Source organism: Bacillus sp. FSL M8-0071 (assembly GCF_037975455.1).
GTDB classification, from domain to species: domain Bacteria; phylum Bacillota; class Bacilli; order Bacillales; family Bacillaceae; genus Bacillus; species Bacillus subtilis.
Genome location: NZ_CP150256.1, coordinates 1573363 through 1587064, shown reverse-complemented (window position 1 = coordinate 1587064; position 13702 = coordinate 1573363). Strand labels below are relative to the sequence as shown.

The 13702-nt window shown below is 43.4% G+C and carries 12 protein-coding genes; all 12 read right to left on the bottom strand.

Annotation, left to right across the window (positions count from 1 at the left end):
- Positions 1–23: 23 nt before the first annotated feature.
- The 12 genes from ftsA to MKX71_RS08200 all read right to left on the bottom strand — a co-directional run bounded on the left by ftsA (position 24) and on the right by MKX71_RS08200 (position 13604).
- Entirely contained in the window at positions 24–1346 is a 1323-nt protein-coding gene (gene ftsA, locus MKX71_RS08255; RefSeq protein ID WP_003232169.1) for a cell division protein FtsA, read from the bottom strand.
- A 173-nt stretch (positions 1347–1519) separates the two neighbouring features.
- Complete coding sequence (locus MKX71_RS08250) at positions 1520–1885, bottom strand: small basic family protein (RefSeq protein WP_003238683.1); 366 nt, start codon at positions 1883–1885, stop codon at positions 1520–1522.
- 17 nt (positions 1886–1902) lie between these two features.
- On the bottom strand, positions 1903–2610 hold the full coding sequence (locus MKX71_RS08245; RefSeq protein ID WP_015252136.1) for a DUF881 domain-containing protein: 708 nt from the start codon (positions 2608–2610) through the stop codon (positions 1903–1905).
- 22 nt (positions 2611–2632) lie between these two features.
- A complete protein-coding gene (locus MKX71_RS08240; RefSeq protein WP_014476745.1) occupies positions 2633–3328 on the bottom strand; it encodes a DUF881 domain-containing protein in 696 nt (231 codons plus the stop codon).
- Entirely contained in the window at positions 3325–4116 is a 792-nt protein-coding gene (divIB, locus tag MKX71_RS08235) for a cell division protein DivIB (protein WP_003232178.1), read from the bottom strand. Before divIB ends, MKX71_RS08240 begins: the two co-directional genes overlap by 4 nt.
- A gap of 129 nt (positions 4117–4245) precedes the next feature.
- On the bottom strand, positions 4246–5157 hold the full coding sequence (gene murB / locus MKX71_RS08230; RefSeq protein WP_033883842.1) for a UDP-N-acetylmuramate dehydrogenase: 912 nt from the start codon (positions 5155–5157) through the stop codon (positions 4246–4248).
- 31 nt (positions 5158–5188) lie between these two features.
- Positions 5189–6280 (bottom strand): undecaprenyldiphospho-muramoylpentapeptide beta-N-acetylglucosaminyltransferase, encoded by a 1092-nt coding sequence (gene murG, locus MKX71_RS08225; RefSeq protein ID WP_033883840.1) that lies wholly within the window; start codon positions 6278–6280, stop codon positions 5189–5191.
- Positions 6281–6400: 120 nt separating this feature from the next.
- Complete coding sequence (gene spoVE, locus MKX71_RS08220) at positions 6401–7501, bottom strand: stage V sporulation protein E (RefSeq protein WP_003244810.1); 1101 nt, start codon at positions 7499–7501, stop codon at positions 6401–6403.
- 60 nt (positions 7502–7561) lie between these two features.
- Entirely contained in the window at positions 7562–8917 is a 1356-nt protein-coding gene (murD, locus tag MKX71_RS08215) for a UDP-N-acetylmuramoyl-L-alanine--D-glutamate ligase (protein ID WP_029726512.1), read from the bottom strand.
- A complete protein-coding gene (gene mraY, locus MKX71_RS08210; RefSeq protein ID WP_003232192.1) occupies positions 8918–9892 on the bottom strand; it encodes a phospho-N-acetylmuramoyl-pentapeptide-transferase in 975 nt (324 codons plus the stop codon). It abuts the gene before it with no gap.
- 111 nt (positions 9893–10003) lie between these two features.
- Positions 10004–11488 (bottom strand): UDP-N-acetylmuramoyl-L-alanyl-D-glutamate--2,6-diaminopimelate ligase, encoded by a 1485-nt coding sequence (locus MKX71_RS08205; RefSeq protein WP_003245326.1) that lies wholly within the window; start codon positions 11486–11488, stop codon positions 10004–10006.
- 175 nt (positions 11489–11663) lie between these two features.
- The gene (locus tag MKX71_RS08200) at positions 11664–13604 is read right to left on the bottom strand and encodes a stage V sporulation protein D (protein ID WP_339231945.1); all 1941 of its coding nucleotides are present in this window, start codon (positions 13602–13604) and stop codon (positions 11664–11666) included.
- Between the last annotated feature and the right edge of the window lie 98 nt (positions 13605–13702).

The window sequence follows — 13702 nt, the reverse complement described above, 5'->3', positions numbered from 1 at the left end:
TAATCTGCCGAATGACTATCTATCTATTCCCAAAACATGCTTAATAGTTTTTTCATTTTGCTCTGTTTATTATGTTCGGCTTGTGTTTTTTGTTTTCCTTTTGGCCGCTGCTGCACCTCATTTTGGTGATGATGCTGCTCTTGTTCCTCAGATGATGAGACTGCGATTTCCTGTATCGCTTCTTCAGGCATCTTAAAGCCTATTTTTCTGCCTTGGATTCTTGCATTCCGGCAGGCGAATTGGATCAGGCCCACTCCCGTCATATATTGAGGATCTCTTACACCGATATAATTCGGGCTTGCCACTCTGACATTGTTTTGCAGCACATCCTGTGCCAAAGACATGACACCCGGCATAGCTGCTTGTCCTCCTGTCAGCACGAAGCCTCCCGGCAGATCGGTAATTCCCATACTGCGAAGCTCTTCTGAAACAATTTCAAGAATTTCTTCTACTCTCGCTTCAATGATATTCGCTGCTTCTTGCTGTGTAAATGTTTGTTTTTGATTGGTGCCTATAACGGTTACCTCAAATATTTCATCTTCCGAGGCTTCGTCATAGTAGGCATGTCCAAATTGCTTTTTCACGCGTTCTGCTTCTTCTGTTGACGTTCTCAATCCGATGGAGATATCTTTGGTGATATTTTCGCCTCCGAGAGGAATGACACGGGTAGAAGTGAGATGTCCGTTCTGGAATACGGCAATGGTTGTTGACCCTCCCCCTATATCAATGAGAGCCACACCAAGGTTTTTCTCGTCCTTTGATAATGCAGCAGAACCGGCTGCCAGCGGCTGAAGGCAAATATCAGTTATTTCAATACCAGCTCTTTCAACGCAGCGGAGTAAGTTATGTAAGATTGTTTTTGAACCGGTGATCAAGGTGCCCTCTACTTCTAAACGCACACCCAGCATTTTTTTCGGGTCGGTGATTTCATCTCTTCCATCTACGATAAACTGTTTAGGAATGACGTCAACAATCAGCTGTTCGTGCGGTACTGAAACAACCTGTGCCGCCTCCATGACACGGCGTACATCTTCAACCTGAATTTCTTTATTTTCACTGGAAACTGCTACAACACCGTTTGTATCTTGAATATTGATATAATTTCCATTAACGCCGACAATAGCTTTTCTAAGCGGAAAACCTACCATTCTTTCAGCTTGGTCAAACGCTTTTCTTATAGAATGAACGGTCTCATCTATATCAACGATTGAGCCTTTTTTCAACCCTTCAGACGGTACATTTCCCACACCGATAATATTAAGGGAATCATCTGTCATTTCTCCGACGATCACTTTTGTATTGGACGTACCGATGTCAAGACTGACGTAAAGTTCATTGTTGTTCATTCTATGGCACCTCCTCACATTTCGATCATTTCTATTCTATTATTTGCGGAACAACAATACAATGAATGTGGCTTTACAAGTGTGTAACAAAAAATAACAACAGAATATTTTTATGTGCTTTTCACATTTTATGTTTATTGAAAATATTCGTTATATCCTATGTATATCCTCTTTTATATCACATTTTTTTTATTTTTTTTAGAAAGAGTCCACTTTGTTAGTAGATTTCTTCTGATAACGGCTATATTCTGAAATAATCTGACTCCAAATGCGAATATACCTGCTAAATACAAGTCTACACCAAGATGGACTCCCAGAAAAGCTAAACTTATTGCCAATATAATATTAAAAAAGAAACCGGAAACAAATACCATTTCATCATATGTACCTTGTAAATGCGCCCTGATTCCGCCGATTAATGTATCAAGTGCGGCAAGCACCGCAAGCGATAAATAGTTTGAGTATTCACTCGGTATCGTTAAGTTTGTCATTAGTCCAATCGCTATTCCGAGCACCAGTCCCAACACGGGCAGCCACATGACAATTCTCCTCCTTTTCAGTCTTTAAGCAGTTTCAGCTGTTGTACGTCCAGTGGTCTGTCATATGCTTTTAATGTTAGTTTGCTTTCAGATTTACCGGCTTTTAATGCTAAATTTTCAGATGCAAAAAGATCCTCAAGGCCTGACCCCTTCACTCTGCTGTGTAACATGTCCGGATCTTTGGCAAGCACTTTTACTGTTAAAGGATAATCGTCAAGGGCGTATCCGTCTATTTTTGTAGTGCCGTTTATATCTCTGATGACTGTATGATTCACAACTCTTCGCTCGTTAATCGAGATATGCTCTGCACCGTATGAGTTGAGTTCATTAATCAGCTTTTTCAGCAAATCCGGAGGCGGATTTTCGACCGGCTCTCCTGTTAAGCTTTCAGAAAAAAGCGGGGAAATCGTAATGACAATTCCGCTACCTGTTATATCGGTCATGCCGGCTGTTTTTTTTAAGGATTGCAAGGTATTATTTAGCGCGGTTTCTTTTGTCATTTCTTTCGTTTGCGAATAGCTATTCAGAAGTTTGTCATATTTGTTTATTTCAGACAGCAGCTTTTCCTGCTTCTTCTGCTCTGATGTCAGCTCTTCCCTAATATCCCACATATCTCTTGTATCCCGGACTTTGGGGTGCTTTAACGAATTAAACTGAACAGATATCATCAGGCCGAAGATGACCATAAGCACACTGATGCTTATGAAGGAACGCTTTATTTTCAATCTATTTCACCCGCTTTTTCAGTCATTCCTTCGTTTTCAGAATCGGTTTCATTTGTACGTTTTTCTCTTTTTCTGCCGAAACAGAAATATGATCCATTGACAGCTGATCAATTAGGCCTCCAGCGATATTTAACGAGGGCAGCAGGACATCTGGATCTCCAATAGCGGATACCGTAAACGGAGCGGGATGCTGCACCCCGTCTACCGTTACCACAGGACCATTGCATTTGATATACGAATCATGCGTCAAACGCTGCCCATTAACGGCGACAGCCGCCGCTCCTGAGATATACAGTTCGTTTACTACTTGGAAGATATGGCTTTCGTGAACGATGTAACTATTCACATTCTCCCCTTCCGGTATGTATGATGCATCTTCCAATGTTACCTCAACGCCTTCTCCCTGCACACCGACTTCCCCAATATACATCCTGTATTTTTCTGTATCTTCGAGGACATTATAGTATTCCGTCTTCTCTTTCTTCAGCTTATTTTCCGCCTGGCGGACTTTGTTTTGCTTTTGATATAATTCTTTTTCAAGCTTCTTATTTTCTTTCTCTTGTTTCAGAAGTTCATCTCTCAGCGCATATTCTTTTTTCCACTCTTCCGTCTCAGCCGCGCTTTTGTTGTTTTCTTTTGTCATTTGAAAAGAAAATGAAATCAAAAAGCCTGCGATAAGCATAATCAAGGAAAGAAGGACTGCTGATTTGCCCCTCAATTTTCATCTTCCTTTTTAGCAGCTTTATCGTTTTTTCCAAACTCTTCAAAATAGGTGGCAACTTCTAAATGAATGATTCCTTTTTTATTGCTGCTTAGCTGTGAGATGATAGAAGGATACGTCTTCATTCGGTCTGCAAACGTTTTAATAGATGCAGTGACAACATAACCGTCGTTCATGTACAACTTAATACGGTTTTCATCCATTTTTACAGGCGTATAATAAATTTCTGAAATCGACTGTTTTAACGAATTTGACAACGCATCGAGCTGCTTGGCCATTTGAGACCGCTTCTTCGCGTTTGTCCAATTCACTAAAATCGGTCCGGCATCATCCGGCGTTACTTCGTTTGGCAGAACTGAGCCGTTTTCAAGCACTTCATAGTACACATCGTCTTTTTCTAAATAAGCAATCGCTTTATATTCTTCGATTGCAATGTTGATTTTATTAGGAAGCGATTTGCTGATCTCCGCTTTTTTCACTAATTTATTTTGCTGAATCTTCTTTTCTGTTTTTTGCTTGTCCAAACTCCAAAACTCAGTATCTCCGCTGTTAATATCGGAAAGGTCGATAATTTCCTTTTTTGATACATTTTCATTCCCTGTAACAGAGATTGTTGATACTTTACTGATTGGTGTTTGCAGGTACACAATGATCAGCACCATAATAAAAAAGAGCATAATAAATGAAATGAGACGGCGGTTTGCCTTTTGTTTCCTCTGCTCTTTAATTTTAGGGATCCGCTCTTCAATGTTAACGATTTTTTCTCGGTCTTGACCCGGGTTCATTGCCTGTTCACCTCATTCAAATGAAACAGCTGTTAAAAGTCTGTCTATTCCAAAACAAACGGCATACTATGATGCCGTTTGTCGTTTGCTTACAGTATATCATATGAACAGCTTCAGTCAGAACTTGAATCAGCGATTTCCGCCGATGATTTCAACCTCTGTGTGCATATCAATCTCGTATTTTTCACGGATTGTCTTTTTCACATGGTCAATGAGATCAAGCACATCTTTTGCTGATGCTCCTCCCGCATTGACGATGAAGTTTCCGTGCATCTCCGATATCTTTGCACCGCCGATTTGATATCCTTTCAAGCCTGCTTTTTCTACAAGGTTCCCGGCATGATTCGGAAGCGGATTTCTGAATATGCTTCCCGCACAAGGGCTTGAATACGGCTGTGTATTTTTTCTATAGTCTTTATTGCTTTGCATTTGCTGAACGATTGATTCCTTATCCTTCTGCTCCAGCTGCAAAACAGCTTCAAGGCAAACGCCCGGGCGTTTCTTTTGCAGTACAGATGTCCTGTAGCTGAAATCCATCTGCTCATTTGTCAGCCACTCAATCGTTCCGTCTTCAAACAAAATATGCGCTTTGACGAGGATCTCGCTCATATCAGAACCGTGAGCGCCGGCATTCATATAAACCGCTCCGCCGACTGATCCTGGAATGCCGGCAGCAAATTCCAAACCGGACAGGCCTTTTTTGCTCAATGATGTAGCAAGGCGGACCACTGAATAACCGCCTCCGACTGTTACTTGTTCCCCTTCAAGCTCCAAATGGTCAAGACCCGCCCCCAGCTTGATCACTACGCCTCTAATTCCTTCATCTAAAACAAGAAGATTTGATCCGCGGCCGATGACTGTCCACTTCACATCATATTTTTTAATCACGTCCATGATGTCTTTAACAGCATCTATACTGCTTGGAATGACCAATACATCCGCAGGTCCGCCGATTTTCATCGTTGTATGATTCGCGAGCGGTTCATTTGCAAGAACCTTGCCGACTTCGCGTTCTTTTAATTCCTGTATCACTTTCTCCATCGTAAACCTCCGCATTCCATTTGCTTTTCTACTATTTTTTTAATTCCTCGAGTACGCTGTATAAACGGGCAGCCGCGTCAGGAACACCGAGTGACTTTGTTCGTTCGCTCATTTCCTTTAACGTTTGCTCATTCAGTACAATCCGGTCTAGCGCTTCAATCAGCTTCTCCCCGCTGAGCTCTGTTTCTTTCAGTACAATCGCCGCATTATGCTGGCCAAGAGATCTCGCATTGACCTCCTGGTGATTCGCTGTCACATATGGACTTGGGATCAGAACACTTGGGATTCCGAGAGCAGTAATTTCGGCAATCGTTGTCGCACCGGCTCTGGCCACAATGACATCAATGGCCTTTAAATACTCAGGCATTTGATGAAGAAACGGCTTTGTGACCATATTATCAGCGGCACCCTTGCTTTTCAGCTCATTCATTACTTTTTCATAGTGAACTTCACCGGTTATATACAGCACTTGATAGTCTCTTGTTTTCAGCGCATCCTGCATGTCAATGACAGCGCGGTTAATCGGTGCAGCGCCTCGGCTTCCGCCGAAAATTAAGACCGTTTTTTTGTCTTCAGAAAGCCCAAATTCAGCCATTGATCGTCCCGTCTTTATTGAGACGACTTCAGAGGCTCTCGGGTTTCCCGTAAATACAACTTTCTCGCTAGGAAAATGTGATTTCGCTTCTTCAAAACAAATCGCTACTTTATTAACATATTTTGAAAGAAACTTATTCGTGATGCCCGGCAGGCTGTTTTGTTCATGGACAATAGTCGGAATTCCCATTTTCGCAGCGGCATAGACAACCGGCCCGCATACATAACCGCCCGTTCCAATTACGGCATCGGGCTTAAATTCCGCTAAATACGATTTACTCTTTTTGACGCCCTTCAGAAAACGCATCACAGTCTTGACATTTTCAAATGACAATTTTCTTTTAAATCCTGTAATTTCAATTGAACGAAACGGTATATTCTCCCGCTCAACAATTTTTTTCTCCAGCCCGTTTTCTGTTCCGATATATAAAAATTCCACATTAGGATGACGTCTTTGCACTTCTTTAATAAAAGCAAGCGCAGGATAAATATGTCCCCCTGTACCGCCTCCGCTTATTGCAATTCGCATTTCTTTTCCCCCAGTCTAAGTTTCTCTATAACATAACGATAACCCTGTTTTGTTGGACAGGGTTATCGCATCAATTGTTTCCAAGCTTCATGTTAGACAGGAGGCTTGGAAATACATTCGTTAATACCTCGAGTAGCGGCTTACATTCAGCAGCACACCAACTGCCATCAGCATTAGAGTCAATGAAGAGCCTCCGTAGCTCAGAAACGGGAGCGTGATGCCTGTTACAGGAATCAGGCCCGTGACTACGCCGATATTGATCATGACTTGAATGGCAATCATTGAAATAATGCCGACTGCGACAAAGCTTCCGTACAGATCAGGCGCACCAAGCGCAATTCTGATTCCTCTCCACAGCAGGACGCTGAAGAGGAGCAAAATAAGTGTTCCCCCGATAAAGCCCAGCTCCTCTGACAAGATGGCGAAAATAAAGTCTGTTTGCGGCTCAGGCAGATAAAAGAACTTCTGTCTGCTTTGTCCGAGCCCCATTCCGAACAACCCGCCGGGCCCCACTGCATAAAGCGATTGAATGATCTGAAATCCGCTTCCGAGCGGGTCTTCCCATGGATTTAAGTATGAGGTAATCCGCTTTATCCGATATGGAGCCGATAGTACGAGCCCGACAAATCCGCTGAGGCCGATCAGCCCGAGAAAGACGAAATGGGCGATCCGTGCGCCGGCTACAAAAATCATGACAATACAAGTTCCGACCATAACTGTCCCCGTTCCGAGGTCAGGCTGGCACATGATAATCAAAAATGCTGAAAACACGATGCCAAGTGCAGGGACGAACCCCCGTCTGAACGATGTGATGTTTTTTTGTTTTTCAGAGAGAAATTTAGCAAGGAATGCAATCATCGCAAGCTTCATAAACTCTGAAGGCTGTATGCTGAATGCTCCGACTCCGATCCAGCTTCTTGAACCGTTCCGCACCATTCCGACGCCCGGTATCAAAACAAGCACCAGAAGGAAAAAGCAGATAACCATCAGCAATTTGGACCATGTCCTCCAAGTCCAATAATCAACATTCATGATAAAAAACATAGCAATGACGCCGATTCCCGCAAACAAAAGCTGCCGTTTCGCGAAAAAGAATGAGTCGTCAAATTTATAATCCGCCCATACCGCACTCGCACTGTACACCATAATTAATCCGATTGTTAATAATAATAACGTAATGATGACCAATAACAAATCAGGCGATGTTTTTTTAGTAGTCAAAGCAATCGACACCCCAAGCTTAAAGTCATTAGGGCTGCCGATTTACTTCAAGACAAGCCCTTACTTAAGCATATGCACGGCATCTATAAACATGTCACCGCGTTCTTCAAATGTTTTGAATTGATCCCAGCTCGCACACGCGGGTGACAGCAGGATGACATCTCCTTCATTTGAGAGCGCAAACGCCGCAGATACTGCTTGTTCAACATTATCGACACGTTTGACATGTTGTATTCCCAGTTCATTGCCGAGTTTCTCGAGTTTTGGCGCCGTCTGGCCAAATGTAAGCACTGCTTTGACATGCTTCATATAAGGTTTCAAGTCATCAAAACCATTTCCGCGATCCAGTCCGCCCGCAAGCAGAATGACCGGCTTATCAAAAGCTGAAAGCGCCTTGCTTGTCGCCAGAATGTTTGTTGCTTTACTGTCGTTATAAAATTTGCGGCCATTCACAGTTGTGACATATTGGAGGCGGTGCTTCACACCAGTAAAGCTTGTCAGCACCTTTTTAACCGCCTCATTGGATGCTCCTGCCGTTTTCACAACTGCAATAGCTGCTAAAATGTTCTCCAGGTTATGAGCACCGGGCAGTACAACCTCTTCCAGAGGAAGAATGGCTTCGCCGTTAAACATAATCATACTGTCTTTTACATATGCGCCCTGTTCAAGCGTTTTGCTGACTGAAAATGGGACGATTTCGGCTTTTCCGGCTTCAGCAAGACGCACGACGGTTTCATCATCCTGGTTGACAATAGCTTTATCTGAAGCAGTCTGATGAAGGTACACTTTCTGTTTCGCTTTTTCATAGTTTTCGCGCGTATGGTGATAATCCAGATGGGCGTCAAATACATTTAAAATCAGGCTGATTTCCGGTCTGAAAGCGTGTGTTCCCATCAGCTGAAACGAAGACAGTTCAGTAACGATCCATTCATCTCCATCAGCATGATAGGCAACCTCACTTGCGACTGTGCCGATGTTTCCGGCAATCAGTGCTTTTTGCGAGCCAGCTTTGAGCATTTCGTAAATTAGCGTTGTCGTGGTCGTTTTACCGTTCGATCCGGTAATCCCAATAAACTTGGCGCTGGTCAGGTAGTAAGCGAGCTCAATTTCCGTCCAAACCGGAATGCCTCGTTTCTCCGCTTCCTGAACCATAATATTTTCATAAGGAATTCCCGGGTTTTTGATCAGAATCGTGATTTGATGCTGATCGAACAGAGAAACTGGATGCTCTCCGCAAACAACTTCGATTCCTTTTTCAGAAAGCTTTTGTGCCGGTTCATTTTCTTCAAAAGGCTTTTGATCATTGACTGCAACATAAATGCCTTTTTCATGAAGAATGGAGGCCGCCGCATATCCGCTTTTCGCAAGCCCAAGGATTAAAAAATGCTGTTTCTGTAAAAATTGATCATTTTCCACTTATAACCACACCTCGATGTAAATTCCTAAAACGGCAAGCAAAAGTCCCGCAGCCCAAAACGTCACGACTACTCTCCATTCAGACCAGCCGACAAGCTCATAATGGTGATGAAGCGGACTCATTTTAAAGATTCGTTTACCTGTCGTTTTAAAGCTGATGACCTGCAAAATAACGGATAATGTCTCGATAACGAATACACCGCCGATGATAACCAGCAGGATCTCTAATTTCGTTAAAATGGCAATGGTAACGATGGCTCCTCCCAATGCAAGCGATCCCGTATCTCCCATAAAAACTTTGGCCGGATGAGCATTAAATACAAGGAAGCCCAGAACTGCACCGACAACGGCAACTGAGAAAATCGCTACGTCATATTGAGACTGATTCCATGCCAGAATGGCAAAGGCGCCAAAGGCAATCGCCGCAGTACCGGATAATAACCCGTCAAGGCCGTCAGTCAGGTTAACTGCGTTTGATCCGCCGACTAGCATAAAGAGCACAAGAATAAAGTAAGCCCAGCCAAGATCAAATGATAAGTCAGTTCCAGGAATGCGAATATCCGTCGCAAAATTGTAGTAATGATACACGGCGTAAAATACAACCGCAATAATAATTTGTCCGATCAGCTTTTGCTTTGATGTCAATCCAAGATTGCGCTTCATGACAACCTTGATGTAATCATCTAAAAAGCCAAGCAAACCGTAGCCTAGCGTAACAAACAGAAGCAGCACCATTTCGGGGCTTATTTCTGAAAACTTCTGTGTCATAACAATTGTTGTCACTATGATAGAAAGTATGATCATGACCCCGCCCATTGTCGGTGTCCCTGATTTTTTCTGATGTGATTTCGGTCCTTCTTCTCTAATACTCTGGCCGAATTTTAATCTTCTTAAAAACGGAATAAGAATCGGAGAGAGCAGAACACTAATTAAAAACCCCATTAAAATTGTAAACAGAATGACTTGCTCAAGCATTGTCCTTTTCTCCTCCTGTTTCTTTCAAACGACATACGTAGTTATCATATTCATGATTTTTTTCCATATGAAAAATCTTTTCAAGCTCCATTATTTAGTAACATCTCTTTCCTATGAATTCGTCTTATTCTTATTGAGTTCAACAATGGCTCTCGCCGCTACTTCAGCATCATCAAAATCGAAAGTTTCATTTCCGATCTGCTGATAGGTTTCATGTCCTTTTCCGGCAATGAGGACAACGTCGCCTTTTTTGGCATTGGCAATTGCGAAAAAGATCGCCTGCTCGCGGTTTGCAATACTGTGATAGTATGCGTTCTCTACTCCGGCTTCCATATCTCTTAAAATCGCGCGAGGATCTTCGCTTCTCGGGTTATCTGACGTGAAAATCGGCTCGTCAGCCAGCTCCACAGCAATTTTAGCCATTTTCGGGCGCTTCGTCTTATCTCTGTCTCCTCCGCAGCCGACAACGACAAATAGCTTTCCTTCCGTCATGTCTCTGCATGTCTCCAGCACATTTTCAAGGCTGTCCGGTGTGTGCGCGTAGTCTACAATGACTGGAAACTCCTGCTGCTGATTGACCAATTCAAAACGTCCTCTTACACCATGCAATTCTTCAACAGCTTCAGTGATGATTTCAAACGGTATGCCTGCTGCAATACATGTCGCAACAGCGGCCAGCACGTTATACACATTAAATTGTCCGACGAGAGACATCGTGATGTGCTTCGTGCCTTTGTTTGTCACGAGATCAAAGCTTGTGCCCTGTGCAGTGATACTGATGTTCTTCGCCATCACATCAGCATCGTTTTTAATTCCGTATGTAGAGATATGCGCAGCTGTTACCTTTTCAAAATAAGCGCTCGCCTCATCGTCAGCATTCAGGACGGCACGCTTTGGATGTTCATGGTTGAAAGCCCCGCCAAGTTGGGAAAAGAGCAAGCTTTTTGCATGCCGGTACTCATCCATCGTTTTATGATAGTCCAGATGGTCCTGTGTTAAATTCGTAAACACGGCAATATCATAATCACAGCCATGGACGCGTCCTAAAGACAAAGCGTGGGAAGAAACCTCCATGATTGCAGTGTCAACATGCTTGTCATTCATTTTCTTAAACGTTTTCTGCAGCGTGACGCTTTCCGGAGTCGTGTTTTTAACAGGAAGTGTTTCGTCTCCGATTTTCATGTACATTGTACCGATCAAGCCTGTGCGTTTTCCCGCTTTTTTCAGAATCTCATCGACCATGTGGGTCGTTGATGTTTTGCCGTTTGTCCCTGTTATCCCAATCAGCTGAAGCTTCTTCGTCGGCTGTCCGTAAAACGCATCAGACAAAACGCTGAGCGCGCGAAGTGACTGCCGGACAATAATAACAGGAACATTCACATCGACCTCTCTTTCTGCCACAATAGCCGCTGCACCGTTTTCTACTGCTTTTTGCGCAAAATCGTGGCCATCCACCGTATACCCTTTTACACATACAAAAAGACTCCCTTTCTTTACTTCCCTGGAGTCCATCTCAATTGAAGTTATTTCAGGGTCTTGTGAGTCGTTTACAGAAGGTTCGGTTGTTAAGTATGTAAGCAGCTTTGTAAGTTTCATCGTATCAAACCTCTCAACATTCTAATTCGTTCTTTTTATCATTGAAGTCACATCAAATGATGTGGTAATGATTTTAAGCATACAGTTCATATTTTAGCGTAAATAAAAGGATACATCCAGCTAATCTTGAAAGATATCAGCATTTTTTCTGCAATAAAAGAATAGGCAGCCCGAATCAATCGGCTGCCTCCTTTTCATCTTCTTCAGTCAAATACACGCGTATCTTTGAGCCTTCTTTTACTTTCGTTCCGGCAGCTGGCGATTGTTTAACGATTTTGCTCCCTTTCCCGGAAGCATCCACATTGAGATTCACCAATAGTGACTCAAGATCTGAGACAGACATCCCTACAACATTCGGAACTTCTATTGTTTTTGTGTCGTTCCATTGGTATTTTTTCTCGATTTGATTTTTCCGGGGCTTCACACCAAGTTCCGGCAGACTGTCTCTCATAATATTTCCGACAATAGGCGCTGCCACCGTTCCGCCAAACTGAATCGTGCCTTTCGGGTTATCCACCGCAACGTAGACGACTAGACTCGGATCATCAGCTGGCGCGAAACCGATAAATGATACAATATGGTTGTTTTCAAGATATTTTCCATCTTTAACCTTTTGTGCAGTTCCCGTTTTTCCTCCGACACGATATCCTTCTACAAATGCATTGCGGCCGGTTCCTTCTGCGACGACGCTTTCTAGAGCATAGCGGATTTGTTTGGATGTTTCCTCAGAAATGACTTGTTTCTTTGCGATTGGTGATTGTTTTTTGACCGTTTTCTTCGTAACAGGATCGATCCATTCCTTTGCAATATAAGGTGTATAGAGCGTTCCTCCGTTTACAGCGGCGGATACTGCTGCAACCTGCTGAATCGGCGTGACGGATACTCCCTGTCCGAAAGCCGTAGTTGCTTGCTCCACCGGGCCCACTCTCTCAAGCGGGAATAAGATGCCTGTTCCCTCGCCTTGGAGATCAATCCCCGTTTTTTGTCCAAAACCAAAGTCTTTGATATATTTGAAAAGCTTTTTCTTTCCTAAGCGCTCGCCTAATTCAACAAACCCCGGGTTGCAGGAGTTCTGCACAACTTCCAGATACGTCTGCAGCCCGTGCCCGCCTCTTTTCCAGCACCGCAGTCTCGCTCCGTCCACTTCAGCATGCCCTTTATCATAAAATTGATCCCGTTTCAAATTTACTTTTTGCTCTTCAAGGGCTGCTGCAAGTGTAATAATTTTAAAGGTAGATCCCGGTTCATACGTGCTCCATACTGGCAGATTTCGATTGTAGACGGACGGATCAACAGATTGGTAATCAGCAGGGTCGAAGTCAGGCCTGCTAGACATCCCCAAAATTTCTCCGTTTTTCGGATTCATGGCTACGGCAATCATGCCGTCCGGATGATATTTGGCCTCAGTGTTATCAAGCTCTCTTTCCATTATCGTCTGAACCTTTGAATCAACCGTCAGCTTCATATCAAGCCCATCCTTAGGCGGCGTATAGTCATCCGCTTCATCAGGCATTTTTTTACCCTTGGCATCTGTATAAAACTTGACAGAACCTTTTTCCCCTTTTAAATCATCGTCGTAATAGGCTTCCAATCCAAGGAGTCCTTGGTTGTCAATTCCTGCAAATCCAAGCACATGAGATAAAAAGCTGCCGAACGGGTAATGACGGATACTGTCCTCCGCAACATACACACCTTTTAAATCAAGCGCTTTAATTTCCTTCGCCTTCTCATTTGAAATTTTTCTCCCTTCAGGAGTGATCTTTTCGATTGACGCTTTTTTTGTCACATGTTTATATACTTTTTCTTCTGACATATTGAGCACCGCCGCAAGCTGCTTGCTCGTTTTCATTGGATTCTGAACTTGGCGCGGCACGACGAATACGGTCGGCGCACTTTTATTTGTTGCGAGCTTCACACCGTTCCGATCCAGAATCTCGCCTCTCTCCGGCTCAAACGGCAAGTTCCGGCTCCAGGAATCTTTCGCCAGCGAAGTCAGTTTTTCGCCCATCACAAACTGAACATACCCCAGCCTTGTATCAATGATCAGAAACACGATCACGCCAAAAAGCAAAACAAATAATAAACGTTTTCTAACCGTTACATTCGAGACGCGCAAGAGACCGTTCACTCCTTATTTAGGCTTGTTTCATTTTATGCCTGAAATTGGACAGGTAGAACGATGCTCCTCTGAAGGCATAAAAAAAGAAAGCCTGC